We start from the raw sequence: 25,331 nt of genomic DNA, 5'->3' as shown, positions 1-25,331 counted from the left end.
ATATGACAGAGTCACAAAATCAAGATTTGAATAAACCAGAATTACCAATGAATATTCAACAAATTCGTGAATATTTGCCACATCGCTATCCATTCTTGTTGGTGGATCGAGTGACAGAAATTACCGATAACAGTATCGTTGGTTATAAAAATGTGTCTATTAATGAAGAATTTCTTCAAGGGCATTTTCCAGAATATCCAATTATGCCAGGTGTCTTAATCGTTGAGGCATTGGCACAAATTTCTGGTGTGTTGGGTTTCGTATTAAATAATGAAAAACCACAACCAGGTTCTTTGTTCCTTTTTGCAGGTGCAGAGAAAGTTCGTTTTAAGAAGCAAGTTGTTGCAGGTGATCAGCTCGTGCTGAAATCTGAGCTTGTCATGCAAAAACGCGGTATTTACAAATACAACTGTACTGCTAGCGTTGATGGTATTGTGGCAACAACGGCTGAAATTATTATCTCTCATCAAAGAATCTAGAGTAGGCATGAGCAATAAAGAATATATCCACCCAACCGCTATTATTGACTCATCTGCAGTTATTGCACCAGATGTAGAAGTTGGTCCTTACTGTGTGATTGGTCCTCACGTGACAATAGGTGCAGGTACTAAACTTCACTCTCACGTTGTGATTGGCGGATATACTCGTATTGGTGAGCACAATGAGATTTTCCAGTTCGCTAGTGTAGGTGAGGTCTGTCAGGACCTTAAATATAAAGGCGAGGAAACATGGCTTGAAGTTGGCGATCATAATGTGATTCGTGAGCATTGCAGCTTACATCGTGGTACGGTGCAAGATCATGGTTTAACCAAAGTAGGTAGTTATAACTTACTGATGGTCAATACACATATTGCTCACGATTGTCAGATTGGTGATCATAATATTTTTGCCAATAATGTGGGCGTGGCAGGTCACGTTCATGTTGGAAGTTATGTTGTGGTTGGTGGGAACTCTGGAATTCATCAATTCTGTAAGATTGACTCTTATAGCATGATCGGTGCGGCATCTTTAATTGTGAAAGATGTGCCTGCTTATGTGATGGCATCTGGAAATCCAGCCCATGCTTTTGGTTTGAATATTGAAGGAATGCGTCGTAAAGGTTGGTCAAAACAAGTGATTCAAGGCTTACGTGAAGCATTCAAGCTCATTTATAAAGAAAGTCTGACAACCGTGGAAGCGCTTGAGCGTATTCGTGCAGAAATCTTGCCAGAGGTGGCTGAAGTTCAGTTGCTGATTGATTCTTTAGAACAGTCACAGCGTGGTATTTTGCGTTAAGCAGGATAGCATGATAAAAAAAGATGCCGAATGGCATCTTTTTTTATGAAAATCACTTTTCATGTTTTTAGGCGCTTTGCAGATAGTGTTGTTGGTTGATAAGTGATGCGCCAGTTTTTTGCTGTACTTCTTCAAATTCTACCTGATCTGCCAGTTCAACCACTTTGATGCCTTCGGGTGTAATATCAAATACCCCCAAATCAGTAATAATACGGGAAACTACTCCCAAGCCTGTAAGCGGTAAGCTACATTGATTCAAAATTTTGGCTTCACCAGTTTTGCTGCAATGTTCCATTAGTACCACAATTTTCTTTGCACCTGCGACCAAATCCATGGCACCGCCCATGCCTTTGACTTTTTGCCCCGGAATCATCCAGTTGGCAATGTCACCCGTCGCTGAAACTTGCATGGCACCTAGAATCGCAATATCAACATGCCCGCCGCGAATCATGGCAAATGATTCTGAACTACAAAACAGTGAAGCACCTTTCTTGGTGGTAATGGTTTGTTTGCCAGCATTGATTAGGTCGGCATCGACCTCATGTTCGTGTGGATATTCACCAATCCCGAGTAATCCATTTTCAGACTGTAACCAGACATGGATATCTTCAGGAATGTAATTGGCAACCAGTGTAGGTAGCCCGATGCCTAAATTGACATAAAAGCCATCATGTAATTCCTGAGCGGCTCGTTGAGCCATTTGTTCACGCGTCCAAGCCATGAGTGTATTCCGTTATGCAGTTTTAGTTTTGACAGTACGAATTTCAATGTGTTTAGTCGGGTTGGTATTGACCACAATACGATCAATGTAAACTCCAGGTAGGTGGATTTCATCGGGATCCAGATCGCCGATTTCAACCAGTTGTTCGACTTCAGCAATGGTGATTTTGCCTGCAACAGCACAGTCAGGGTTAATATTTCGGGCAGTTTTACGAAAGACCAGATTGCCTGCTTTGTCTGCTTTATACGCTTTTATGAGTGCAATGTCTGCATGTAATGCCATTTCGAGCAGATAGTCTTTGCCATCAAAATTACGCACTTCTTTGCCTTCTTGTACGACTGTACCTACACCTGTACGGGTGTAAAAAGCAGGAATGCCTGCACCTGCGGCACGCAGTTTTTCTGCCATAGTGCCTTGTGGGGTGAGTTCAACTTCCAGTTCACCTGCCAGATATTGACGTTCAAATTCCTTGTTGCCACCAATGTAAGAGGAAATCATTTTTTTAACCTGACGGGATTCGAGTAGCAAGCTTAAACCAATGCCATCAATGCCTGCATTGTTACTGATACAAGTCAGGTTTTGAGCATTGGAATCACGTACAGTTTCAATCAGCATTTCAGGAATACCACATAGTCCGAAGCCACCGACAGCGAGAACCATATTGTCTTGAATAATATCGAGAATTGCCGACTGACTATCGGGATAGATCTTGTTCATTGCAGTTCCATTGTTTTATTTTAAATATCCATGTGTATTGCGGGATGCTTATGCTGAATCAACAACATAAGCATCATTCGATTTAGTGGTTTGCTGCACGGGCAACCAAAGTGAGAATATCGTAAGTTGCCACCAGTTCCTGACGCTGATTTTTCACTTTAATGTCCCATACTACAACGCCATGTGCAGCTTGTGTCGGGTCTTTTTGCGGTTTTGGTGTCTTTTGTTTACAGGTAAGTTCGACCTGAATCGAGTCACCAATTTTAACAGGTTCAACAAAGCGTAGATTGTCCATACCATAGTTTGCGATCACGGGTCCTTCAGCCGCATCGACAAATAAACCTGCGGCAGCTGAGACAATAAAGTAACCATGCGCCACGCGTTCTCCAAAGAAGGAATTGGCGGCAGCGATCTTGTCTGTATGCGCATAGAAATGATCGCCACTGAGACAAGCAAAATTTACAAGGTCAGATTCAGTCACGGTGCGGCGCGCAGTGAGTAGGCGCTCTCCAATCACCAGTTCATCAAAATCTTTCTTGAAAGGATGAACACGGTCTTCACGGACAGTTGAGCCTGCTGTCCATGCATGTGTGACTTGCGTCAGGCTATTAGGTGATCCTTGGATGGCAGTCCGTTGCATGTAGTGTTTGACTGCACGAATACCGCCCAGCTCTTCGCCGCCACCTGCACGACCAGGTCCGCCATGTACCAAGTGGGGTAAAGGTGAGCCGTGACCTGTACTTTCTTTAGCAGATTCTTCATCTAAAATGTGCAAGCGACCATGCCACGGTGCAATTTTTTGTACCAGTGTTTCGATATTCTCATCGCTGTTTTTAACAATCGATGCTACAAGACTCCCTTCACCACGGGCAACCAGATGGGCAAGTTGCTCAATGGACTGGTAGGGCATCAGTGTACAAACAGGACCAAAAGCTTCGGTTTGATGAACAATCGAGGCCTGATCTGGGGTTGTACAGCGTAGTAAGGTCGGCGGGAAAAATGCGCCACGTTCTGGGAATTCTGCATTGAATTTAAAATCAGCATTGCCACCAAACACGATTTCGGCTTCTTGTGCTAGTTGCTGGACTTTGTGAGTAACATCTTGTTTTTGTTTTAGGCTTGCCAGTGCGCCCATTGTTGTATCGCTTCGAGAAGGGTCGCCAACGACCACTTTTTTGAGTTTATTGATCAATTGGGTCTGGACGGTATCGAGCAGGTTTTTAGGTACAAAAGCACGGCGAATGGCAGTACATTTTTGTCCTGCTTTGCTGGTCATTTCTCTGAAGACTTCGCGTACAAACAGTTCAATGGTGGTTTCATTGGCTTCAGGGCTTAAGATGGCACTGTTAACCGAGTCGGCTTCCATGCTAAATGGAATGGAATAACGGTTTAAGTGCGGGTGCTGACGTAATTTTTGCCCTGTATCTGCTGAACCTGTAAATGTAACGCAATCTTGCGCTGAAAGTTGCTCAAACAAATCATAGGTCTGCCCACAGATCAGTTGCAAAGCGCCTTGTGGAAGTAACTTGGCGTCCAAAATGGCATGAACCACTGCTTGGGTCAGTTGTGCACCATCCGTTGCAGGCTTAACGATACAGGGCACGCCTGCCAAGAGCGTAGGGGCAATCTTTTCCAGCATGCCCCAAATCGGGAAGTTGAACGCATTGATGTGTACTGCAACGCCTGCCTTGGCCGATAAAATATGTTTTGCGCCAAAAGTGCCGTGTTTTGACAGTGGAATCCACGCATCTTCAGTAATGATTTTTTCATCATTCAGTTCACGGCGAACCAAGCTTGAGTAGGCAAATAAAGTTTGAATCCCACCTTCAATATCCACCCATGCATCTTTACGGGTAGCGCCTGTTGCGATTGCTAGCGCGTAAAACTCTTCTTTGCGTTCAAGTAGTGCCTGAGCAATCTGTTTTAAGGCATTGGCACGTTGGTGGAATGTCCAGTTTGCCAGTTCAGCGCCATGCTGTTTTGCATAGTTGACAGCTTTTGCCATGTCGATGCCATGACTGCTGACCCGATAGATGGGTTCGCTACTAATTGCATGGTAGACCTCGCGAAAATCTTGTGTTGCATGATGCCATGTCCCATACACAAAAGAGGCCAGACTTAGAATTTTTTCGCTATGAGCAGTACTGGTTGTTGAACTGGGTTCGATTGGATTTGTAGTATCGAAATCTAGCATCTTAAAACTCCATTTTATGATACGCAAAAATTAATTTAATAAAATATATGATTCATAATTTCTTTTATTTTTTTTAGATTGTCAATCATATTTTAATTATTTTTATGCTAATTGATTTTTATTTTTTAGTATAAGTTATTGTATTTATTTTAAATATTTTAAATTAAATATTATTTTTAAAAAGTGATACATAAAAACATGTTGACATGATGATTAATGTATCAAAAAATACAAACATGGATGTGAAGCAAAAAGGATTGCTGCTGTGGAAAATAAGTATCAGAAATTTAATGCGTGTATCGAACAAGACATCGCCATAGAGGCCAAAGACGACATGCCTGATGCCTATCGTAAGACCTTGATTCGTCAGATTGGGCAGCATGGGCATTCTGAAGTGATTGGCATGTTGCCAGAGGGCAACTGGATTACCCGCGCACCAACTTTAAAACGCAAAGCGGTACTTCTTGCCAAAGTACAGGATGAAGCTGGGCATGGTTTGTATTTGTACAGTGCCGCGGAAACGCTGGGTGCTGACCGTGATGACATGATGGAAAAACTGATTGCAGGGAAAATGAAATATTCCTCAATCTTTAACTATCCAACACTGACATGGGCAGATGTTGCAGCGATTGGCTGGTTGGTCGATGGTGCGGCAATTGTCAATCAGGTGGCATTGTGCCGTACTTCTTATGGCCCTTATGCCCGTGCCATGGTACGCATCTGTAAAGAAGAAAGTTTCCATCAGCGTCAGGGTTTTGAAGCGATGATGGCTCTAGCACAAGGCAGCGAGCAGCAAAAACAGATGGCACAAGATGCGGTCAATCGTTTCTGGTGGCCAGCACTGATGATGTTTGGCCCAAGCGATGATCATTCACCGAATAGTGCGCAGAGCATGGCGTGGAAAATTAAACGCTTCAGTAATGATGAACTGCGTCAGAAATTTGTGGATAACACCGTACCGCAAGTGTTGCAGCTTGGCTTAACAGTGCCTGATCCAGATTTGCAATGGAATGAGAGCACAGGGCATTACAGCTTTGGCGAGATTAACTGGGATGAGTTCATGGCGGTGATTCAGGGGCAAGGTCCATGTAACCATGAGCGTATCGAAGCACGTCGTAAAGCGTGGCAGGACGGTCAGTGGGTGCGCGATGCAGCCGCAGTGTATGCACAAAAACAAACAGTCGCTCAGAGCAAAGTTGCCTAACAACACAAATTTTTGAATAAGGATATCAGCCATGCAACATAAAAATCACTGGTCACTCTATGAAGTATTTATTCGCAGCAAACAAGGTTTAAGCCACCGTCATGTCGGTAGCTTACGCGCTGCGGATGACGAAATGGCACTACAACATGCCCGCGATGTTTATACCCGACGTAATGAAGGCATTAGCATCTGGGTGGTACGTTCTGAACTGATCAAATCCTCTCAGCCTGATGAAAAACCTGAATTTTTCGATCCATCGTTAGACAAGGTTTATCGCCACCCGACTTTTTATCACATTCCAGATGGCATTGAGTACATGTAAGCAAGGAGGATCAAGATGACGAATTTAGCATTATCAAAATTCCTGCTGCATATTGGCGACAGTCAACTGGTACTGGCACAGTGTTTGGTGCAGTGGTGCGGGCATGCACCTGAACTTGAAGTGGATATTGCACTGGCAAACATTGGACTGGACTTGCTGGGACAGGCACGAAATTTTTTAACTTTGGCAGGGCAGCAACAAAACCCGCCGCAAGATGAAGACCAACTGGCGTATTTTCGTCAAGAGCGTGAATTTCTGAATTTACTGCTGTGTGAGCAGCCGAATGGCGACTTTGCCCAGACCATTGTCCGTCAATGGTTAATCGATCATTACCATGTTTTGTTAATGAGTACATTGGCACAGGCACAGCATGCCGAAGTGGCTGCATTGGCAACCAAGTCATTAAAAGAAATCAAATACCATCTGCGTTTTTCCACAGGCTGGATGGAACGTCTGAGCTTAAGTACAGGCGAAGCGCATCAACGTATGCAACAAGCGCTCAATCAGTTGTGGCGTTTTACTGCGGAACTTTTTGAGCTGACTGCAGAAGAACAGGCTTTGGTAGATACAGGCGTGATTCCTGATCTTGCATCAAATAAAAGCCTTTGGGATGAACAGATTGCTGCTGAGCTGCAACGCTTTGGCTTACAAGCACCTGAAACAGCATATCGTCGTGGTGCAAAGCAAGGTCTGCATACCGAGCATTTGGGTTATTTGCTGGCAGAAATGCAATCCATTCAACGCACGTATCCCAACATGGTGTGGTAGTCGAATCAGGGAGATGAGGCATGCAACGTATTCAACATTGTGTTGAGCAGTGCTGGCAGATTTTGGAAAGTGTCAGCGACCCAGAAATTCCTGTGTTGTCGGTGATTGATTTGGGGATGATTCGTGGAGTGGAGTTGAATGCCACAAATGAAATTTTGGTGCGTTTAACCCCAACCTATAGTGGTTGTCCTGCAACAGACTTGCTGAAACAGCAAATTCAACAGGCGCTGAATGAACAGGGCTTTGAGCCAGTACAGGTTTTGTTGGATTTGTCAGAGGCTTGGACAACCGACTGGATGTCTGAACAAGGCAAGCAAAAATTGCAGGCTTACGGGATTGCTCCGCCACAAGGTCAGGCTGAACACTGCGGAACACATGTTGCATTGAGTGATGGTGTGACTTGTCCGCATTGTCAGAGTAGCGATACCCGACTGCTTAGCGAGTTTAGTTCAACGGCTTGTAAGGCACTATATCAATGTCGGAGTTGCCTCGAACCTTTTGACTATTTTAAGTGCATTTGAGTTTGAAGATAAGGAAATCAGCCATGAGCCCATTTATTCCATTAAAAGTAAAAACCATTACACCGCAAACCGATCAGGCGATTTGTATTGCCTTTGATGTACCCAATGATGCACAGCCACAGTTTGCTTTTCAGGCAGGACAACATCTGACGATTCGTCATCTCACAGAGCAGGGTGAGATTCGCCGTTGTTATTCGATTTGTAGTCATGCTGCTACCGAAGACATCAGTATTGCGGTGAAAAAAATTGATCAGGGGCAGTTCTCGACATGGGCAAATGAACATTTGCAAGTGGGCGATGTTTTGGAAGTAATGCCACCTCAAGGGGTATTTTTTCAGAAAGCTGCCAAGCAGGGTGGTCGACATTATTTAGGTGTGGCAGCGGGCAGTGGCATTACCCCGATCTTGTCGATCATCAAACACGTATTATTTGAACAGCCTGAAGCCAGTTTTACCTTGTTGTATGGCAACCGTTCATGGAAACAGACCATGTTTGCTGAACAGATTATGGATTTGAAAGACCAGTTCAAAACCCGATTACAGCTCATCAATATTTTTTCTCGTGAGTTGAATGAAAGCGAACTGATGAATGGTCGGATTGATGCCGCCAAGTTGCAACAACTGTTTGATCATCAAGTGCTTGAACCGATTTTTGATCACTGTTTTGCCTGTGGTCCTGAAGAAATGATGCAGGCTGTGGAAACAGTTTTACCTGAAATGGGTATCGAGAAAACCCGTATTCACACGGAACGCTTTAATACAGGCGAGATTAAACGCCGTTCGGCTGAACAGCAGGCTGATCGTCAGGAGGCTCAGGTCAGTATTGTGCTGGATGGGCGTGAACTGCGTATTGATGTAGGTCAGCAAGATGACAGTATTTTAGATGCTGCGCTACGTGCAGGTGCAGATTTGCCGTATGCCTGTAAAGGTGGGGTGTGTGCGACTTGCCGTTGCAAGGTCTTGCAGGGTGAAGTGGATATGTTGATCAACTATAGCCTTGAAGAGGATGAAGTGGCAAAAGGCTATGTCTTGAGCTGTCAGTCACTGCCAAAAACTGCCGATGTACGTCTGAGTTTTGACGAGTAAGGGGAATGACGATGCAAGAACTGATCACGCAAAGTTATCCCGCCGAAAAAGTGCTGCTGTTGAGTTTGAATCGGCTTGAAAAACGCAATGCGCTGAATAATGCCACCTTGCGCTATTTGGTTGAACTGTTGCAACAGGCTGAGCAAAATCCTGAAGTTGGTGCAGTGGTCATCACAGGTCATGCTTCCTGTTTTGCTGCGGGTGCAGACTTGGCAGAACTTGCTGATCTGGACGTGGTGAATTTACAGCTTGATGAACGTCCACAACTTTGGCAAAAAATCGACAGCTTTTCCAAGCCTCTGATTGCAGCGGTGAATGGTTATGCGCTGGGGGCAGGTTTTGAACTGGTGCTGCATGCTGACATCGTGCTCTGCGGTGAAAATGCCAAATTTGCCTTGCCTGAGATTGGTTTGGGGATGTTACCTGGTGCAGGTGGGACACAGCGTTTAGCCCGTTTGGTGGGACAACAATTGGCAATGCGCTGGGCGATGACAGGCGAAATGCTCAGTGCTGAGCAAGCCTTGCAGCATGGGGTTTGTAGTCAGGTTTCACCTACAGCACTAACGGTGCAATACGCTGTGGAACTTGCAGGAAAAATTGCTAGGCAGGCACCACTGGCATTACGCGCCATTAAACAATCCGTCAAAAATATTCATGAAACCAGTTTGAGTCAGGGCTTAAAACTGGAGCGGCAAAGTTTTGTCTGGCTGGCTGCCACCCAAGACCGCCAAGAAGGCATTAGTGCATTTTTTGAAAAAAGAAAACCCGTATTTAAAGGACAATAAGATAATGGATTATCAGCATATTTTAGTTGAAGAACACAATGAAGTGGGTTATCTGACCCTGAACCGCCCAAAGCAGCTCAACAGTTTTAATGTTGCAATGCATCAGGAAGTTGCGGAAGTGTTAAAAAACTGGACGATTAATCCTGATATCCGCTGTGTGGTGATTAGTGGTGCAGGGCGTGGCTTTTGTGCGGGGCAGGACTTGAGTGATCGTGTGGTCGATCCTGAGGCCGCTGCGCCAGATTTGGGTATTTCGATTGAGAAATTTTATAACCCACTGATCAAAACCTTAGTGAATATGCCTAAGCCTGTGATTTGTGCAGTAAACGGTGTAGCCGCAGGTGCAGGTGCAAATATTGCTTTGGCATGTGATTTGGTGGTTGCTGCAAAATCTGCCAGTTTTATTCAGGCATTTTGCCGATTGGGTCTGGTGCCTGATTCGGGCGGTACATGGTTTTTACCGCGTGCGGTTGGGCATGCACGGGCGATGGGGCTGGCTTTACTGGGCGATAAACTGTCTGCAGAAGATGCCAAGCAGCTCGGCATGATTTGGGATGTGGCCGAAGATGACGAGCTGAAAGATAAAGTCACGGCACTGGCGGAACGCTTGGCGAAACAACCGACATTTGGTTTGTCATTAATTAAAAAAGCCATTCACCAGTCCAATCATAACACGTTTGAACAGCAACTCATTTTAGAACGCGATTTACAGCGTATTGCAGGGCGTTCTGACGATTACCGTGAAGGCGTACAAGCCTTTATGCAAAAACGCGAACCCAACTATACGGGGTGTTGATATGGCGAATCGAGATTGGTCCAATGCGCGTATTGCGGTCATTGGTTCAGGGACAATGGGCATGGGAATTGTTCAGCTTGCCATTTGTCAGGGTCATCACACTTATTTGTACGATACCGATCAGGCGAAAGCCCAGCAAGCCGTTGCAGCACTACGCACGACTTTAGAAAAGTTGGTGGCCAAGCAAAAACTGACTGCCGAGCAACTTGAACAGGCATGGTCACGTCTGGCGATTGCCAATGCTTTGGATGATCTAAAAAGTGTAGATCTTGTGATCGAGGCGATTGTCGAAAAACAACAGGTCAAACAGGCTTTGTTTCAGCAACTTGCCGAGATTTGTTCAGCCGATACCATTTTTGCCAGCAATACCTCGTCGATTTCAATTACCGCAATTGCCTCACAAGTGCCACAGCCTGAGCGTGTGGTTGGACTGCATTTCTTTAACCCTGCACCGATCATGAAACTGGTGGAAATTATTCAGGGCTTAAAAACACCTTTGCAATTGTGTCAGGCATTGCAGCAGTTGATGTTGAAGTGGCGCAAAGTTCCAGTTTTGGCGCAGTCAACCCCAGGTTTTATTGTTAATCGTATTGCCCGTCCGTTTTACTCGGAAGGCTTTCGTGCCTTGCAGGAGCAAGTGGTTTCGCCTGAGCAGTTGGATTATCTGTTGCGTCAGTGTGGTGGTTTTGCCATGGGGCCTTGTGAACTGACCGATCTGATTGGGCAAGACGTCAACTTTTCAGTGACTCAAACCGTGTATCAGCAATTCTTCTATGAACCGCGCTATCGTCCGAGTCTGGTGCAACAGCAACTGGTCGATGCAGGCTGTTATGGTCGCAAAACGGGTCAGGGATTTTATAACTATACCGATGAAAGTCGGGTGCGTTATCAGCCGAGTTTAGTCAAAAGTACTTCTGCCGATTGGGATGACTTAACTTTGGTGGGCACTTGGAAAAACCTTCCTGCATTTGTGGAACGGATACAGGCGAGTTATGAGTTTCGACAGATCGCTGCCAAGCAGAGTGTGTTATGGATTGATGATATTGCCGTGACCTTGAGTAGCGGTGAAGCCGTTAATTTTAGCGATCCGCAGCAAAAAACTGTGGTTATGGATTGGCATGCTAACTGGCACAGTGCTGAAGCGATTGCGCTGAGTCATAACCTGTCTTGCCAAGCTAAAGATGTAGCGAAAGTTGAGGCCTTTTTTGCAGGTTTAGGCGTTGCGGTAATTTGGTTAAAAGATCATCCAGCCTTGCTCAGTCTACGCACCATTGCTTTATTAATTAATGAAGCCTGTGAAGCTGTGCAGCAAGGTGTTGCCAGTGCTGAAGATATTGATAATGCCATGAAATATGGGGTGAATTATCCGCAAGGCCCATTTGAATGGTTACAGCAAATCGGCACGGCTCACATTTTAAAAACCTTGCAGAATCTTTATGAGTTTTATGGCGAGGAAAAATATCGCCCGAGTGTTTATCTCAAACAGTTATTGGCTCAACAACAGCAACTTTCACATTTGGCAGCTTTGCCTGCGTCAGTATAAAGGAATGAACTATGCACAATGTTGTAATCTGTGACCTGATCCGTACCCCAATTGGTCGTTATGCGGGCGCACTGAGTTCAGTGCGTGCTGATGATTTGGCGACTTTGCCGATTCAGTATTTAAAAAATAAACATCCCAACTTGCCGTGGGAACAGCTTGATGAAGTGATTTTGGGCTGTGCCAATCAAGCGGGAGAGGACAACCGCAATGTGGCGCGCATGGCAGCACTGTTGGCAGGTTTGCCTGAAAGTGTGCCTGCGGTGACAGTCAACCGTTTATGTGCTTCAGGTTTGGACGCTGTCGGGTTGGCAGCGCGAAGTGTCAAAGCAGGCGAAGCAGAATTTATGCTGGCAGGTGGGGTTGAGTCCATGAGTCGTGCGCCTTTTGTACAGTCTAAATCGCAAGAAGCTTTTGCTCGTACCCCTGAAATCTATGACACCACCATTGGCTGGCGTTTTGTAAATAAAAAAATGCAGGCGAATTTTGGTGTCGACAGCATGCCTGAAACTGCTGAAAACGTGGCTGAAAAATACCAGATTAGCCGTGCCGATCAGGATGTGTTTGCGCTACGCAGTCAGCAAAAAGCCGCAGAAGCCCAACAGGCAAAACGTTTTGATGTCGAGATTATGCCTGTGGAGATCATCAACCGTAAAAAACAGGTCACGAAGATTACCCAAGATGAGCACTTGCGCCCAGAGACAACCTTGGATGCGTTGGCAAAACTCAAAGCGCCGTTTCGTACACAAGGTGGAACAGTCACCGCAGGCAATGCATCGGGAGTCAACGATGGTGCTGCATGTGTGCTGATGACCAGTCAGGCATTTGCCGAGCAACACCAGTTGCAGCCTTTGGCACGTGTGGTGGGTTATGCCAGTGCGGGTGTGGAGCCGAAATATATGGGTATCGGCCCTGTGCCTGCCATACACAAAGTCTTGAAGCAAACAGGGCTGAGCTTAGAACAAATGGATGTGATTGAACTCAATGAAGCCTTTGCCTCACAGTCATTGGCCGTGCTGCGAGAGTTGGGTTTGAGTGATGATGATGCTCGCGTGAATCCAAATGGTGGTGCGATTGCTTTGGGGCATCCTCTCGGTATGAGTGGTACGCGCTTGGTGATTACCGCAACCCATGAACTGAAACAGCGTCAGGGACGTTATGCCTTGTGTAGCATGTGTGTCGGTGTCGGTCAGGGTGTGGCATTGATTCTGGAAAATCTCAGTGCAGTTTAAAGACAATTAAATAATAAGATAAAAATACTCAGGGAGAGTAGAAATGCAGGTTCAACATACGGATATTCATGAAAACTTGCCACTTGAAGCCTTACGTCAGTTGCAGTTTGAGCGCCTCAAGCAAACGCTGCATCACGCTTATGAAAACAGTGCTGTGTATCGGCGCAAGTTTGATGCAGCGGGGGTGCATCCCGATGATTTGCACACACTAGCAGATTTGGCCAAGTTTCCTTTCACCACCAAGCAGGATCTACGCGAAAATTACCCATTTGGCATGTTTGCCGTCCCGAAACAGGACATCGTCAGGCTGCATGCTTCATCAGGTACCACAGGCAAACCTACCGTAGTTGGTTATACCCAGCAAGATATCCATACATGGGCCGATCTTGTAGCACGCTGTTTGCGTGTTGCAGGGCTGGATCATTCGGATACCGTGCAAGTGGCGTATGGCTATGGCTTGTTTACAGGCGGTTTAGGTGCGCACTATGGCGTGGAGCGACTCGGTGCAACGGTGATTCCGATGTCAGGCGGACAGACTGAAAAACAGATTCAACTGATTCAGGATTTTCAGCCGACTGCCTTAATGGTCACGCCGTCTTACTGTGTCAATATTATTGAACAATTAGAGAAGCAATGCGGCACAGCCAAAGAAACTTCTCTAAAAGTCGGGATTTTTGGTGCTGAACCGTGGACAGAAGAAATGCGCCGTGAAATTGAAACCCGTTTAAATATTAAGGCGCTGGATATTTACGGATTGTCTGAAGTCATGGGGCCTGGGGTTGCCATGCAGGCAGCAGATGACATTACAGGTTTAACCATTTGGGAAGATCATTTCTATCCTGAAATTATTCACCCTGAAACAGGTAAAGTCTTGCCTGATGGAGAAATAGGTGAACTTGTATTTACCACCATTACCAAACAGGGCATGCCCGTGATTCGCTATCGCACCCGAGATTTGACTTCTTTGATGCAGGGGCAGCACTGTGCCATGCGCCGTATGCAAAAAGTGGTTGGGCGCAGTGATGACATGCTGATTATTCGCGGGGTCAATGTGTTTCCGACCCAGATCGAGGAGCAGATTCTTAAAATTCCACAACTGATTCCCAACTATGAAATTCATGTGTCCAAGAAAGGGCACATGGATACATTGCATATCCGAACGGAAATGAGTCAATATACGCAAACTGCCGCATTACAGCTCGCACAAGAGTTACAGCACAAAATCAAGACTATGGTTGGTGTTTCTGTAACGGTTGAAATTCTGGCTGAAACGATGCTGCCGAGATCGGAAGGCAAGGCAAAGCGCGTCATTGACTTAAGAAAGATCGCCTAAGCAGGACAACCTGCATATTTAAAAGTTAGAGAGATATGAGCGTACGTATTCAGCACATTATTCAGTATTTAATTGAGAAAGAACCCCTCAGTGCGACTTCCTTGGTGTCGAGCATTTATGGGGATTCGATTTTGCATCGGGGTGGCAATATTAGTCTGGCAAGCCTGATTCAACTGATTGAACCGTTTGGGTTTAATGATCGTGCGGTACGTACAGCCGTATTTCGTCTGGTGAAAAATGAATGGCTCGATTCACAAAAGGTGGGTCGTACCAGTTTTTATCGGATTACCGATGCCAGTCGCAAAGTGTATTTGCAGGCGGAGCAGCGTATTTATAACCATCAGATGCGTGAGTGGGATCGCTATTGGGATTTGATTTTGCTCAGTTCGGTGGAGATGGAAAATAAAGTCGTGCTGAAAAAAGAACTGGAATGGCTCGGTTTTTCCAGTATTGCCACCAATCTGATGGCATACCCTGGTTGCGATCAAGCCAAGCTGCAAAAGCTGTTGATTGAGCTGAACATGATGGATCAGGTGGTGGTGTTTAAAGCTCAAACCCTCGATTTGTGGTCAGGCTCTTCTGACACTGTGGCGCGTATGCTGCAAGTCAACTGGCCGATTGATGAGATTAAACAGCGGTATTTGAAATTTTTGGAACATTTCCGAGAAATTGCGACCTTGCTGAATCAGGAACAGGAAGAAATTAGCCCGCAGCAGGCATTTTTACTGCGTATTTTATTGATTCATCATTATCGCCGTATTTTACTCAAAGACCCATCTTTGCCGTTGGAGTTGTTGCCTGCGGATTGGCCTGCGGTCAATGCTCGAAATCTCAGTGTGAATATTTACAAGCGTATCTTTGAGCAGGCCGATGAATATTTTCTGTCGATTGCCAAAACTGCAGAAGGTTCACTGCCTGCGATTAATTCTAGTTTTTACAAGCGATTTGGTGGCTTGGAACTCGCTGCCACTTTATAAAAAGGATAACGGTATATGCCATGTTATGCAATTGATGGAGTAATGCCTGTGGTTCACCGTCTGGCATTTGTGCATCCAACCGCCGTGTTGATTGGTGATGTAGTGGTAGATGCAGGGGCGTATATTGGACCGTTGGCTGTGCTGCGCGCCGATTTTGGTGGTATCCGCATCGGCTACCATGCGAATGTTCAGGACAACTGCGTGATTCATGGCTTTCCGCAAAGCGTTACCGTGGTCGAAGACATGGGGCATATAGGACATGCCGCAATCTTGCATGGTTGTAAAGTCGGAAAAAATGCCATGATTGGCATGAACAGCGTGATTCTGGATGACTGCGAGATTGGTGAAAATGCCATTATTGGTGCAAACAGCACCGTAACGGCAAAGACCAAGATTCCTGCCAACACCTTGGCACTGGGTAGCCCTGCAAAAATTATTCGTGAATTAAGAGTCGAAGAGATCGCATGGAAAACTCAAGGCACACAGCAATATATTGAGCTGACTCAGCGTTGTTTGCATAGCCTGCAAGAAGTCATGCCATTGAATGAACAAGACCTGTTATTGCCACGTAAAACGTACTTGGACTTTCATGCAGATCACCACACAAAATAAAAAATCAATGAAATGCTTAATTTAATTATAAAAAAATCAAATTTATGTGCTGAGCAACAAAAATTGATGCGTAAAGTAAAGCCTTTGCGTTAAAACATGAGTTTTGTTGCATTGAGGTTAAATTTTAAATAAAAATTAGAGCAGAACCCTCTAAAATAGGCGATCTGTGACTTGTTCTCACTAAAATTTATACGCACAGCAGAGTAAGATGCTCTAAAATGACAGTTGATTCTTTTTTGAGATATTTGCATGTTTAGGTCTAAGGACAATTCAACAAAAATTAGTACCGATGAGCATAAGAAAAATATAGATTATGTTTTTAACGAAGTTGGATTTAGTTTTTTTGTACTCAAAAACTTTCTATGGTTTTTTTGGTTTTTAGATTTAGGCTTATTGCCAGGAAAAATTATTACTTACTTGTATTCTAATCATGCAACATGGTTATCCTATGCTTATGATATAAAAAGCTCTTCGTGGTTGATGTTGGATAAATCACCAACTCTCAGTTATATCGGTTGGTTCTGTATTGCATTGGCACTGTCAAATCCCAAAACCATCCAGCAATTATTGTATAAAATCCCATTCTTAAAAATTAAAATCAGTCGTGATCTTCTCAATTATCAAACCTTGGTTTATGGTTTTTTTATTGGGTTTCTTGCATCTCATTTATCGAGTGTTTTTATGGGATTACCAGATATTTTTTCAGCATATTCAATTGAATATATTCGGATTTTTTAAATTATTTACTGTATTTAGACCACATGATAATGCTGATTAATTTCAACCTGTGCAACTTAACTTGCTCAGTCAGTAAATAACGCCTTGTCAATAATTTCGCATCGGTACTGATATTGCTGTTTGTCTAAAGAGTGATCTTGGCAAAAGACTTTTAATTCATTTTCAATTTTTTGACTGAGTTTTTGAGGAACAGGCATATTCATCTCTTAGTTCTCTAAAGTGCTTCTTTAAACTTTGCAGCAATAAGCAATTGATCAATTTCAGATTCAAGAACCTTGTCAAAAACATGAGCCAAATGAGAGAAAAATCCATTTGAACGCTATAGCAGAGACAAAAAACTGTGCGCTAACCTGGTAGCACTATTACTTTGCTGGCTGGTTACTGAATGCTCGTTTAAAATACCAAAGCAGAGAGCAACAACCCGCGGCACAAGATCAAACAGCAAAAATGAAAAAGCTCTCTGACAAACAAATCAACCTGTTCGCTCAAAAGCTGACACATCATCCTGAAGTGTCAAGCAAGTTTGCCGAAGCAGGGGAAAGCGATGAATAGCTTGCGGCGCGCATTGCGCTGAAACTGAGTCATCCTAAACAACGTAAAAAACTTGCGCCGTATCTGGCACAGGTGGGATTTGAGGGGGAGGAGTGGTATGAAGGCAAATACGTTTGTAAAAAAATACGGCTGGGCTGAAGCACAGTACGTTGTGAAAAATGCACACTGGGACAATGCCTATAGCGATGGATCTTACTACTCGCATTTAGATTCGGACAGTGAAGTTTTGCTGAGTGACCTAAAACGCTTGGTGCAGTCGCATGAAATCATCGAAAAAGGTCGGGGTCTGGATGCTTGCAAAGATGTATTTTTATCTGTGGACAGTGACGAATCTGAATATATAAACCGATTAGGGGTTGAATACAAAAAGTCATCTGAAGACCCTAACGATAAGGCTTTGATGCTTTGTGACGATGGTGCGTGGATTGATAGTTCGTATTTAAATTACCAACTGGACAGCGCTTATGGTTTTGTCAATCTGAAACAACTCAAAAAAGCCATCGCTGATGAAGAATCCTGTTTATGACTCCGCGCGACTTTTATCAAGTATATTACTTCCTGTACAGTTGATAAGTATTTACTGATGCCGAGCTGCAAATCCGACATTCAATGAAATGCATCAATAAAAAAGTATATATGCATATTATAAAAGCCTATCTGTTAAGGCAAACTTTAAGCGGGATATAGATCCTTTGTTAAACAACAGGATAAAAGTTATGTCATCAATAAGAAACTATTTGAGAAAAATAGATATTTCAACATCAGAAGGTATGGCTCAAAAAGAAACCCTAGATTTACTTATTCAGTTGGGGAATGCAAAAGCGAGCCTTTTTCGAGCTAAAATTGAAGAAAATTTACAGTACGCTCAAGATAAGACGGATTCATTTCCTGTTCAGAAAATTGTTTATAATTTTAATACAGTACGTTTCTTTTCAGCGAATGAATCTGTCGAGATGCGCAGCACGATCAATTCTGAAGTAAAAATGTTTCTTTCAGGTGTTCGGGAAGCTGCTCTATCAGCAATAAGTTCTCTAGTTTATTTTGAGTTAGATATGTTACTTAATCGACCAGATTATACTGATGAGATCGGAGCTTGTTACCTTGCATTTGAAGGGCAGTCAGCTCTTCGAATAGATATCACAGCGTGGTATCAAAATATTACGATTCATAATTTCGAAGATAAGCCAGAGAAAATTTTAACAGTTGTTGCTGTAGTGTCTTCTATTAATACTAAAAAAATGAATCTTTCGACATTTCTAAATATGTATCAAGCGCAATTATCTCAAGGTGGTGCGAGTCAAGAAACCATTGCAAACGAAATTGCGTATGCAAAGGATGTGCTTGATAAATCTATGAATGCTGACTCTTCTAAGGCGTGACCAGATAGGCACATACACAGAAATAATCTTGGTATATCTAAAACCAACATCATTGATGTTGGTTTTTTCAATTTAGCATCTTGAATTTTTTTAAAAATATCTGTATGTAATATATACAACATATATTTTTAAAAATTTTATTTAATAGGAAATAATATGAATATTAATGATATAAAAACGTTGCTTGAGCAATCTGAATGGTATCAACCAAATGATGATGATTCATCTATCTATTTAGCGAAAGATGATATTTTTTTAAAGTTTAAAGTAGAAAAAGAAGAAGGTGGTGATTTTAATGTTGGAGATCTTCCTCCAAATATACAATCTTTTTACAGAATTCTTGATCAAGATATTAAGGTTTCAGATATTTCTTTAAATAAAGTACATTTTTATTATCAAAAACAGGTCATTAGAGTTTTTGATATATACAAATTTGAATCTTCACATACTCATGAAAAAATATATTTCGCAAAACCTACAAATCAATCTACTCATGTAAATATTATAGATGACATATTCTATAAAGTGATCATTAAGAAGTTAAATACAGAATTTTCATTAGGAAAAATAATCTTTGCTAATGGAAATTTTGAATAAATCACTATCCAATAAAAAGCGGCCAACAGGTCGCTTTTTTAACTTCTACTGTAAGACTATGGTAGATGGTTTATTAGTGAACTGTATTCGAAAGAGCAAATTCAATACAGGACAGGCAGTTCTGAAAACATCGAATTTGTACGATCCACGTTATATTCTAGATGTATTTGATCAAGATCATATCTATGTGGAGTAGATCAGACAAGAAAGAAAGTTACATTGCTGTAAGTGTGGTGTTATTCAATTTGCAATTGACAGATATTTATAGGGAAAAATAATATTGAATATTCTGATGTACTTACCTTGGGGTAAGGTGCCTGAAATCACTTGTCAGGAATTATGGGAAAATCGCAGGCGTGTGAAAATCATTGATGTTCGTAGTGTTCAGGAATTTAAACACAGCCATATAGAAGGTGCAGTCAATTTACCAATCACTCAGTTTACAGAATCGGCAATACAGTCTTTAGGACTCAAACTGGATCAGCCCATTGTAACGATTTGTTTATCGGCACACCGCAGTATTCCTGCAACACGCATACTTAACAAAATGGGCTATTCCGCTACACAACTCAAAGGGGGAATGAAATCATGGTGGCAACAAGCCATGCCTTCTGTGACAAATTAAAGTTCAACTGATTTTAAAACTTTGAGTATATGCTCAATATAAAATAAACGATCAAGCATTGATTTTGGACAAGGGGATAGGGAAATGTCATTTCATCCAAATGTAAAAGATTTTTTTGATATAAATACAAATACATTTAGTTATGTGGTTTCAGATCCTGTAACTAAACAATGTGCAATTATTGATAGTGTTCTTGATTACGATCCAGCTTCTGCTGTCACGTTTACATTTCATGCAGATCAAATCATTGATTATATTAAAGAACAGCAATTAACAGTGGAATGGATTTTAGAAACGCACGTACATGCAGATCATTTAACCGCAGCACAATATTTAAAACAGCAGCTTGGTGGCAAAGTAGCAATAAGCCATCGAATTTCATTGGTACAAGAAACTTTTAGTGCAATATACAACATTGATATCGATCAACTTCGTCTGAGTCAGACTTTCGACCATGTTTTTGATGATCATGAACAATTTACAATCGGAAATTTGCAAGCCTACAATATTCCTACCCCTGGTCATACACCTGCTTGTTTAAGCTATGTGATTGGAAATGCTGTTTTTGTTGGAGATACGCTATTTATGCCCGACTATGGTACGGCACGATGCGATTTTCCAAAGGGAAATGCAGCAACCTTATTTGATTCGGTACAAAAACTGTATCAATTACCTGAAGATACACGCGTTTTTTTATGCCATGACTATTTGCCAGAATCTCGCGATCATTACATTTGTGAAACAGATATCAAAACCCAAAAACAAACGAATATCCATATTCATATAGGCATAAAAAAAACCGATTTTGTTGAAATGCGTCAAAAGCGTGATACGACATTAAGCATGCCTAGACTGATTTTGCCATCAATTCAAATTAATATGATTGCAGGTAATTTTCCAAAGCCAGAGCAAAATGGAATATCTTATTTAAAATTACCGCTGAATTATTTCAAAGCCAAGAGTTAAGTTAACCCTAAAAAGCAAATATGTAGATGAAGCTAAATATCGTGATGTGATAGGGGGAAATTTAAGCGAATCAGTGTCTCAAGTTAACATATGAACCTGTTGTATTCGCACCATGCTAACGGATTGAAGTTGGTCAGGTTTCAGGGCTGCTGACAGCTAGCAATCATAAATTTGGACTAAATTTATGGAAAAGCTTGGAGATACCCAAGATCCAGTATTTGCTGAATGTAAAACCAGTGACGAATTTATGCAGGGATATCACAAGTATTTTGAATAGGCAGAAAATCCATCATAACGATGTTTTTTTAACTTCTTTAGGCTGACTCATTAATTCTTTTAGCTGCTCTATTTTTGATATGCCATGTATGTGGTTTGTATTTTCCATTATGGATTTTTCAAAGTAAGCTTGATGCCTACGTGGTGTATCAAAAGTACGGTTTTTGATTACCAATTTTGCTTCATCATTAAAAATTAGATTTTCAATTTTGCACATTGTGTCATACATCTCTTCAAATGAGATGTGTGCATCGTCATCTGTGAGATCTTTTGAATCATCTTCAGAAGTATGATTGATAAGGCGTTTGATTGTATCTGAACCAACATTAATACTCTTCGCTAGGTTGGAGAATGTGCGCCGTAAATCATGGTAAGTAAACTCAATTCCAGACTCTTCAACGATCTTCAATCGTGCTTTGCTTCTATTTGTGACGTGACCTTCTCCCTGACGGGCTTGAAAGACGTAAGGCTTACCAGCAGATCGTTTATATCTGGACTGCATAATATAGGTGAGTATATCACCCATAGGTAATGTAATCGGTTTACCATTCTTAGGGTTTACAGATGTGATGGTTTTATATTTTAAATCAACATGCTTCCACTCTAGTTTTTCTGTTTCTTCACGCCTGAAACCAGTTAATAAAACCGTCAGGATGAAATCCTGATTGGTGTATGCATTGCAATTATAGTAATTTTGCCCAACCCATTGGGTAGATAGAATGACTTTTACCCAGTCGGATAGCTGATCGTTTTGAATATAGTTTTTTCTAAATTTGACTGTATTCCATGATTTTTTTGTAGTGAGAGTGGAAACAGGATTTTTGATACCAATAATACTTTTATTATTTACATCTAAGTAGTGCTCAGTTGCGAAATTGAAAATGGCTCGCAAAAAACGCATTGCTAAGTTTGCTCTGGATTCTGATCTTTGAGTAAGTTCGCCATGCTTTTCTTGAATCATTTTTTGCGTGATATCTATAAGCCTGATATTTTTCCAGTCACCCAAATAATCATTCATGCATTGTTCGTAGTCTTTTAGTGTCTTTTCTCCAAGTTGTCGCTCAGATTTGTAGGCGTTGTAGGTGTTTTGTAGAGAAGGTTGCTGCTCAGCGATGTCATCATTTTCCTGTTGTTTCTGTTTTTTATGTAGCTTCTCTTTGTTTGGGTTAATGCCTTGTGACATTTGGTCGAGCAGGAATCGTGCTTGTTCTCTTGCTTGAGCAACAGTAATATTGCCATGTTTTCCGATCGTTACGCGTACAGAAGATTTACCGTGAATTCTTCGTTCAACAATGTAGACTTTTGAGGAAAGCACACGCAGTGCAAAACCTAAAAGTTCTGAGTCTCTGTAGAATTTTGCATGATTTGGAGATAAAGGTACTGAATCAACAAAAGTTTTGGTTAGCTTTGTTTTTTCACCCGACATAGTGTACGATTCCCGCATTAGCACTAATATACAATAGCATGCAATATTCTGTAGCGCCTACAAAACGTCTACAAAGAAAATTATTGCAAAGGTTTTTCTAGTTGTGTATTATTCAGAAACATTAAAATCATTGATATATAATGTTTTTAATTTATAGGGCCTATAGCTCAGTTGGTTAGAGCAGCGGACTCATAATCCGTTGGTCCACAGTTCAAGTCTGTGTGGGCCCACCATATAAAACAACCACTTAGGTGCATTAATCCTAAGTGGTTTTTTGTTTTATAAATCCATGTAAGCACTATGTAATAAGCATTTACCCGTGTAAGTTTTCAGTTTATTTTGCACTGATTTTTTATAAGTTGTTTTTACACTCACTTGAATTCTAATGTTTTTACGAAGCACAGAATAAAATACGAGTTACTGAACATAACGACAGAATTATTGAAACACCTCTTTATTCAGTATAAAGAACGGTTTCAATCGTAGAAAATTCATGTAATTAGATAATTTAATGTATCGCCTCTAACGACAGAATTTATCTATTCACTATTTATTATATTGTCAAACTCGGCAGCCCTTAGAAAGCATAAATATCAATTTATGCTTTCTATTCTTTAGAGCTATATAGAACTGCTCAATGGGGTTGCTTATAGTTGCTGGTACTATCATGATGCTGATGATAATGGCTTGATTTATGCTGCTCATGCTCATTAGATTTATCTTTAGGGTTCTTTTGAGTTGGAGCATCTTCTAGACTTGATTGCTCTTCAGTTTTGTTAGACCCTAATTCATCCTTAGTGTGTTTTTGCTTAGTCATTTTATTCATCCTTTTCTAAAATTATAAGATTGACGATTTTCTAACCGACTCTATTACAATGCACGGATGTAAAAAAAAGATGTAGTTTTATATTGTATCTAAATATCAAACAGCGCCCGATTTTCTACTGACAAATCATGATCCAGTTTTGTATTGAGGATTTGATACAACTCAAAAAGTTCCGAAAGAAAACCTTCATTCTATCTATATTTTGACTTCAATCAGTTAAAGCATCTGGTGAACAGCCAAATGAGTCAAACCATAAAAATATACTGCATCATTACAACGTAATTATTTTATTAAAAGGATAGCGCTTTAAGATACAGATAAGATTTTTTATCCCAAAACGATTTTATTGTAGTATCAATATATTGGGATGAAATTGTTATAAGTTGCAGATATGGATCGCTTGGAATGTAATCGGATGTTGATTGCGGTAATAGAACAAGGCAGCTTTGCTAAAGCTGCCGAACAGCGTCTGACCAGTGTGGCTCAGGCTTCTAAACTGATTGCACGTCTGGAAAATGAATTGGGTGTGCAATTGCTGCACCGTTCAACACGTTCTTTGCGTACTACAGAAATTGGGCAGGCCTATTACTTGCAAGTCAAGCAACTCATGGCTGAGTTTGATGAGCTTGAAGTGAGTGTTAAAAATCAGTCACAAACACCGAGTGGGCGTATTAAAATTAGTGTTCCCAATTCTTTTGGTGTGAACCAGTTAAGTCATGCACTAGTTGACTTTGCCCAGCTATATCCTGAAATTGAACTTGATGTCAGTTTTACCGATCGTCTGGTGAATGTGATTGATGAAGGCTTTGACCTTGCGATCCGAATTGGTTCTTTAAAAGACAGCAACCTGATTGCCCGACATTTGCTAGATATACAGATTTTACTTGTGGCTGCACCCAGTTATTTGCAGAAGGTACAGTTACCCGAGCATCCACAAGATTTACTAGAGCATCAATGCATTATTGATCGTAATTTTAAAGAGCCTGAATTGTGGCGTTTTAACACTGTGCAACAGCCTGAACAACAAGAAGTGGTACAAATACAGGGTCGAATTCATTTTGCAAATACTGAAGCTTGCCATACAGCAGCTTTGGCGGGTTTAGGGATTTGTAGAATGCCTGCCTTTATTTGTGGGCAGTCACTAAAAGCCAAGCAATTGATTCCAATCATGCCGAATTATCGGATCAAAAGCAGTGGGCTATATGCGGTTTATCCACCATCAAGGCATTTGGCAAACAAGGTCAGACGCTTGATTGACTTTCTAAAAAATTACTACCAAAACCGCCCAGAATGGGATCTAAGCGAATCAGGGTCATAAATTGTTTCCAAATTGGAAATAATATTTTGCTTGCTATGTGATTAATCTACAGATTAAAAATAATTATGCTATTTCCATAACGACATGGTTAAAGGAAATCATCATGAATACTGCACGAACCGCACCTTATGCCGCTTTGCTGTTGCGGGTGAGTCTGGCGATTTTATTTTTTGCACATGCAGGGCTAAAATTTTTCGTCTTTACGCCTGCAGGTACAGCCAAATTTTTTGAATCTGTGGGGGTTCCTGGCTGGATGGCATACGTGACGATCACTTGGGAAGTGGTAGGAGCAATTGCACTTCTAGTAGGCTTTAAACCACGTTTGGCAGCACTGGCACTGATTCCCGTGTTACTTGGTGCAATCTTTACTGTACATGGTGCGGCAGGTTTCTGGTTTACCAATCCCAATGGTGGTTGGGAATATCCAGCGTTCTGGATTGTCGGATTAATCAGCCTAGCATTAATTGGTGATGGGCCATATCATTTAAAATCTTCTTTTAAATCATAAAATAAAAATGAAGTGTGGTGTCCAATCAACACTACACT

28 protein-coding genes and 1 tRNA gene are annotated in these 25,331 nt (G+C 41.9%); 23 read left to right on the top strand and 6 right to left on the bottom strand.

The features are described from left to right. Window positions 1-2 precede the first annotated feature (2 nt). Both fabZ and lpxA read left to right on the top strand, forming a co-directional pair. Window positions 3-479: a 3-hydroxyacyl-ACP dehydratase FabZ gene (gene fabZ / locus ACX1N5_RS12560; RefSeq protein WP_034426211.1), complete on the top strand. Its 477-nt coding sequence runs from the start codon at window positions 3-5 to the stop codon at window positions 477-479. Between the two features lie 7 nt (window positions 480-486). Further along, window positions 487-1,275, top strand: a complete 789-nt coding sequence (lpxA, locus tag ACX1N5_RS12555; RefSeq protein ID WP_458802486.1) for an acyl-ACP--UDP-N-acetylglucosamine O-acyltransferase — start codon at window positions 487-489, stop codon at window positions 1,273-1,275. A gap of 67 nt (window positions 1,276-1,342) precedes the next feature. On the opposite strand, the gene ACX1N5_RS12550 is transcribed toward lpxA, so the two are convergent. The 3 genes from ACX1N5_RS12550 to paaZ all read right to left on the bottom strand — a co-directional run bounded on the left by ACX1N5_RS12550 (window position 1,343) and on the right by paaZ (window position 4,907). Continuing rightward, window positions 1,343-1,996, bottom strand: a complete 654-nt coding sequence (locus ACX1N5_RS12550) for a CoA transferase subunit B (RefSeq protein WP_458802484.1) — start codon at window positions 1,994-1,996, stop codon at window positions 1,343-1,345. A 12-nt stretch (window positions 1,997-2,008) separates the two neighbouring features. Beyond that, on the bottom strand, window positions 2,009-2,713 hold the full coding sequence (locus tag ACX1N5_RS12545) for a CoA transferase subunit A (protein ID WP_458802482.1): 705 nt from the start codon (window positions 2,711-2,713) through the stop codon (window positions 2,009-2,011). Window positions 2,714-2,795: 82 nt separating this feature from the next. Beyond that, window positions 2,796-4,907, bottom strand: coding sequence for a phenylacetic acid degradation bifunctional protein PaaZ (gene paaZ, locus ACX1N5_RS12540; RefSeq protein WP_458802480.1), 2,112 nt, complete (start codon window positions 4,905-4,907; stop codon window positions 2,796-2,798). 265 nt (window positions 4,908-5,172) lie between these two features. Here paaZ and paaA point away from each other — a divergent pair, with 265 nt between their 5' ends. The 13 genes from paaA (at window position 5,173) to ACX1N5_RS12475 (ending at window position 16,820) form a co-directional block, all read left to right on the top strand. After that, window positions 5,173-6,111, top strand: coding sequence for a 1,2-phenylacetyl-CoA epoxidase subunit PaaA (gene paaA / locus ACX1N5_RS12535; RefSeq protein WP_458802478.1), 939 nt, complete (start codon window positions 5,173-5,175; stop codon window positions 6,109-6,111). A gap of 31 nt (window positions 6,112-6,142) precedes the next feature. Then, a complete protein-coding gene (paaB, locus tag ACX1N5_RS12530; RefSeq protein WP_458802476.1) occupies window positions 6,143-6,433 on the top strand; it encodes a 1,2-phenylacetyl-CoA epoxidase subunit PaaB in 291 nt (96 codons plus the stop codon). Between the two features lie 15 nt (window positions 6,434-6,448). Next, window positions 6,449-7,201, top strand: coding sequence for a 1,2-phenylacetyl-CoA epoxidase subunit PaaC (gene paaC, locus ACX1N5_RS12525; RefSeq protein WP_458802474.1), 753 nt, complete (start codon window positions 6,449-6,451; stop codon window positions 7,199-7,201). A gap of 20 nt (window positions 7,202-7,221) precedes the next feature. Further along, a complete protein-coding gene (paaD, locus tag ACX1N5_RS12520; RefSeq protein ID WP_458802472.1) occupies window positions 7,222-7,722 on the top strand; it encodes a 1,2-phenylacetyl-CoA epoxidase subunit PaaD in 501 nt (166 codons plus the stop codon). A gap of 23 nt (window positions 7,723-7,745) precedes the next feature. Next, window positions 7,746-8,807, top strand: a complete 1,062-nt coding sequence (gene paaE / locus ACX1N5_RS12515) for a 1,2-phenylacetyl-CoA epoxidase subunit PaaE (protein WP_458802470.1) — start codon at window positions 7,746-7,748, stop codon at window positions 8,805-8,807. An 11-nt stretch (window positions 8,808-8,818) separates the two neighbouring features. After that, complete coding sequence (locus tag ACX1N5_RS12510; RefSeq protein WP_458802468.1) at window positions 8,819-9,592, top strand: enoyl-CoA hydratase-related protein; 774 nt, start codon at window positions 8,819-8,821, stop codon at window positions 9,590-9,592. A gap of 4 nt (window positions 9,593-9,596) precedes the next feature. Beyond that, on the top strand, window positions 9,597-10,388 hold the full coding sequence (gene paaG / locus ACX1N5_RS12505) for a 2-(1,2-epoxy-1,2-dihydrophenyl)acetyl-CoA isomerase PaaG (RefSeq protein WP_458802466.1): 792 nt from the start codon (window positions 9,597-9,599) through the stop codon (window positions 10,386-10,388). Between the two features lies 1 nt (window position 10,389). Further along, complete coding sequence (locus ACX1N5_RS12500; protein ID WP_458802464.1) at window positions 10,390-11,931, top strand: 3-hydroxyacyl-CoA dehydrogenase; 1,542 nt, start codon at window positions 10,390-10,392, stop codon at window positions 11,929-11,931. Between the two features lie 11 nt (window positions 11,932-11,942). Next, on the top strand, window positions 11,943-13,160 hold the full coding sequence (gene pcaF / locus ACX1N5_RS12495) for a 3-oxoadipyl-CoA thiolase (RefSeq protein WP_458802462.1): 1,218 nt from the start codon (window positions 11,943-11,945) through the stop codon (window positions 13,158-13,160). A 43-nt stretch (window positions 13,161-13,203) separates the two neighbouring features. Further along, window positions 13,204-14,493 (top strand): phenylacetate--CoA ligase PaaK, encoded by a 1,290-nt coding sequence (gene paaK, locus ACX1N5_RS12490; RefSeq protein WP_458802460.1) that lies wholly within the window; start codon window positions 13,204-13,206, stop codon window positions 14,491-14,493. Between the two features lie 35 nt (window positions 14,494-14,528). Further along, a complete protein-coding gene (paaX, locus tag ACX1N5_RS12485) occupies window positions 14,529-15,470 on the top strand; it encodes a phenylacetic acid degradation operon negative regulatory protein PaaX (RefSeq protein ID WP_458802458.1) in 942 nt (313 codons plus the stop codon). A gap of 15 nt (window positions 15,471-15,485) precedes the next feature. Beyond that, window positions 15,486-16,082, top strand: coding sequence for a gamma carbonic anhydrase family protein (locus ACX1N5_RS12480; RefSeq protein WP_458802456.1), 597 nt, complete (start codon window positions 15,486-15,488; stop codon window positions 16,080-16,082). Window positions 16,083-16,331: 249 nt separating this feature from the next. Beyond that, window positions 16,332-16,820, top strand: coding sequence for a hypothetical protein (locus ACX1N5_RS12475; RefSeq protein ID WP_131389449.1), 489 nt, complete (start codon window positions 16,332-16,334; stop codon window positions 16,818-16,820). A 65-nt stretch (window positions 16,821-16,885) separates the two neighbouring features. On the opposite strand, the gene ACX1N5_RS12470 is transcribed toward ACX1N5_RS12475, so the two are convergent. Beyond that, the gene (locus tag ACX1N5_RS12470; RefSeq protein ID WP_458802454.1) at window positions 16,886-17,017 is read right to left on the bottom strand and encodes a hypothetical protein; all 132 of its coding nucleotides are present in this window, start codon (window positions 17,015-17,017) and stop codon (window positions 16,886-16,888) included. A 452-nt stretch (window positions 17,018-17,469) separates the two neighbouring features. Between ACX1N5_RS12470 and ACX1N5_RS12465 the strand changes: the two genes are divergently transcribed. From ACX1N5_RS12465 to ACX1N5_RS12445, 5 genes are all read left to right on the top strand, one after another. Next, entirely contained in the window at window positions 17,470-17,898 is a 429-nt protein-coding gene (locus ACX1N5_RS12465) for a hypothetical protein (RefSeq protein WP_458802452.1), read from the top strand. Window positions 17,899-18,088: 190 nt separating this feature from the next. Further along, window positions 18,089-18,751 carry a hypothetical protein gene (locus ACX1N5_RS12460; RefSeq protein WP_131381692.1) on the top strand — a complete coding sequence of 221 codons (663 nt, stop codon included), beginning with the start codon at window positions 18,089-18,091 and terminating at the stop codon, window positions 18,749-18,751. A gap of 156 nt (window positions 18,752-18,907) precedes the next feature. After that, window positions 18,908-19,348 carry a hypothetical protein gene (locus tag ACX1N5_RS12455; protein ID WP_131381691.1) on the top strand — a complete coding sequence of 147 codons (441 nt, stop codon included), beginning with the start codon at window positions 18,908-18,910 and terminating at the stop codon, window positions 19,346-19,348. A gap of 292 nt (window positions 19,349-19,640) precedes the next feature. Then, window positions 19,641-19,973 (top strand): rhodanese-like domain-containing protein, encoded by a 333-nt coding sequence (locus ACX1N5_RS12450; protein ID WP_131381690.1) that lies wholly within the window; start codon window positions 19,641-19,643, stop codon window positions 19,971-19,973. Window positions 19,974-20,057: 84 nt separating this feature from the next. Beyond that, window positions 20,058-20,939: an MBL fold metallo-hydrolase gene (locus tag ACX1N5_RS12445; protein ID WP_131381689.1), complete on the top strand. Its 882-nt coding sequence runs from the start codon at window positions 20,058-20,060 to the stop codon at window positions 20,937-20,939. Between the two features lie 289 nt (window positions 20,940-21,228). On the opposite strand, the gene ACX1N5_RS12440 is transcribed toward ACX1N5_RS12445, so the two are convergent. Continuing rightward, window positions 21,229-22,641, bottom strand: coding sequence for a tyrosine-type recombinase/integrase (locus ACX1N5_RS12440; protein WP_458802448.1), 1,413 nt, complete (start codon window positions 22,639-22,641; stop codon window positions 21,229-21,231). Window positions 22,642-22,797: 156 nt separating this feature from the next. Here ACX1N5_RS12440 and ACX1N5_RS12435 point away from each other — a divergent pair. Then, window positions 22,798-22,874, top strand: a tRNA-Ile gene (locus tag ACX1N5_RS12435). A 401-nt stretch (window positions 22,875-23,275) separates the two neighbouring features. Here the strand turns inward: ACX1N5_RS12435 and ACX1N5_RS12430 are convergent. Next, window positions 23,276-23,458 carry a hypothetical protein gene (locus tag ACX1N5_RS12430; RefSeq protein WP_131381687.1) on the bottom strand — a complete coding sequence of 61 codons (183 nt, stop codon included), beginning with the start codon at window positions 23,456-23,458 and terminating at the stop codon, window positions 23,276-23,278. 424 nt (window positions 23,459-23,882) lie between these two features. On the opposite strand from ACX1N5_RS12430, the gene ACX1N5_RS12425 reads away from it, so the two are divergent. Continuing rightward, window positions 23,883-24,785, top strand: coding sequence for a LysR family transcriptional regulator (locus tag ACX1N5_RS12425; RefSeq protein WP_458802445.1), 903 nt, complete (start codon window positions 23,883-23,885; stop codon window positions 24,783-24,785). Between the two features lie 103 nt (window positions 24,786-24,888). Then, window positions 24,889-25,293, top strand: coding sequence for a DoxX family protein (locus tag ACX1N5_RS12420; RefSeq protein WP_458802443.1), 405 nt, complete (start codon window positions 24,889-24,891; stop codon window positions 25,291-25,293). Window positions 25,294-25,331 lie beyond the last annotated feature (38 nt).

Source organism: Acinetobacter sp. ANC 4636 (assembly GCF_054454555.1).
Note: the sequence above shows the minus strand (reverse complement) of the source record. Positions and strands in the feature narration are given on the sequence as shown.

Bases quoted from the DNA above. Each gene is read 5' to 3' on its own strand.
- ACX1N5_RS12440 (WP_458802448.1), bottom strand. From the start codon at position 22,641: ATGTCGGGTGAAAAAACAAAGCTAACCAAAACTTTTGTTGATTCAGTA.
- ACX1N5_RS12420 (WP_458802443.1), top strand. From the start codon at position 24,889: ATGAATACTGCACGAACCGCACCTTATGCCGCTTTGCTGTTGCGGGTG.
- ACX1N5_RS12425 (WP_458802445.1), top strand. From the start codon at position 23,883: ATGTTGATTGCGGTAATAGAACAAGGCAGCTTTGCTAAAGCTGCCGAA.
- paaX (WP_458802458.1), top strand. From the start codon at position 14,529: ATGAGCGTACGTATTCAGCACATTATTCAGTATTTAATTGAGAAAGAA.
- lpxA (WP_458802486.1), top strand. From the start codon at position 487: ATGAGCAATAAAGAATATATCCACCCAACCGCTATTATTGACTCATCT.
- fabZ (WP_034426211.1), top strand. From the start codon at position 3: ATGACAGAGTCACAAAATCAAGATTTGAATAAACCAGAATTACCAATG.
- paaE (WP_458802470.1), top strand. From the start codon at position 7,746: ATGAGCCCATTTATTCCATTAAAAGTAAAAACCATTACACCGCAAACC.
- paaG (WP_458802466.1), top strand. From the start codon at position 9,597: ATGGATTATCAGCATATTTTAGTTGAAGAACACAATGAAGTGGGTTAT.
- ACX1N5_RS12455 (WP_131381691.1), top strand. From the start codon at position 18,908: ATGAATATTAATGATATAAAAACGTTGCTTGAGCAATCTGAATGGTAT.
- ACX1N5_RS12545 (WP_458802482.1), bottom strand. From the start codon at position 2,713: ATGAACAAGATCTATCCCGATAGTCAGTCGGCAATTCTCGATATTATT.
- ACX1N5_RS12445 (WP_131381689.1), top strand. From the start codon at position 20,058: ATGTCATTTCATCCAAATGTAAAAGATTTTTTTGATATAAATACAAAT.
- ACX1N5_RS12470 (WP_458802454.1), bottom strand. From the start codon at position 17,017: ATGCCTGTTCCTCAAAAACTCAGTCAAAAAATTGAAAATGAATTAAAA.
- paaB (WP_458802476.1), top strand. From the start codon at position 6,143: ATGCAACATAAAAATCACTGGTCACTCTATGAAGTATTTATTCGCAGC.
- ACX1N5_RS12430 (WP_131381687.1), bottom strand. From the start codon at position 23,458: ATGACTAAGCAAAAACACACTAAGGATGAATTAGGGTCTAACAAAACT.
- ACX1N5_RS12550 (WP_458802484.1), bottom strand. From the start codon at position 1,996: ATGGCTTGGACGCGTGAACAAATGGCTCAACGAGCCGCTCAGGAATTA.
- paaZ (WP_458802480.1), bottom strand. From the start codon at position 4,907: ATGCTAGATTTCGATACTACAAATCCAATCGAACCCAGTTCAACAACC.
- ACX1N5_RS12500 (WP_458802464.1), top strand. From the start codon at position 10,390: ATGGCGAATCGAGATTGGTCCAATGCGCGTATTGCGGTCATTGGTTCA.
- ACX1N5_RS12460 (WP_131381692.1), top strand. From the start codon at position 18,089: ATGTCATCAATAAGAAACTATTTGAGAAAAATAGATATTTCAACATCA.
- paaK (WP_458802460.1), top strand. From the start codon at position 13,204: ATGCAGGTTCAACATACGGATATTCATGAAAACTTGCCACTTGAAGCC.
- ACX1N5_RS12450 (WP_131381690.1), top strand. From the start codon at position 19,641: ATGTACTTACCTTGGGGTAAGGTGCCTGAAATCACTTGTCAGGAATTA.
- paaC (WP_458802474.1), top strand. From the start codon at position 6,449: ATGACGAATTTAGCATTATCAAAATTCCTGCTGCATATTGGCGACAGT.
- ACX1N5_RS12465 (WP_458802452.1), top strand. From the start codon at position 17,470: ATGAAGGCAAATACGTTTGTAAAAAAATACGGCTGGGCTGAAGCACAG.
- ACX1N5_RS12510 (WP_458802468.1), top strand. From the start codon at position 8,819: ATGCAAGAACTGATCACGCAAAGTTATCCCGCCGAAAAAGTGCTGCTG.
- ACX1N5_RS12480 (WP_458802456.1), top strand. From the start codon at position 15,486: ATGCCATGTTATGCAATTGATGGAGTAATGCCTGTGGTTCACCGTCTG.
- pcaF (WP_458802462.1), top strand. From the start codon at position 11,943: ATGCACAATGTTGTAATCTGTGACCTGATCCGTACCCCAATTGGTCGT.
- ACX1N5_RS12475 (WP_131389449.1), top strand. From the start codon at position 16,332: ATGTTTAGGTCTAAGGACAATTCAACAAAAATTAGTACCGATGAGCAT.
- paaD (WP_458802472.1), top strand. From the start codon at position 7,222: ATGCAACGTATTCAACATTGTGTTGAGCAGTGCTGGCAGATTTTGGAA.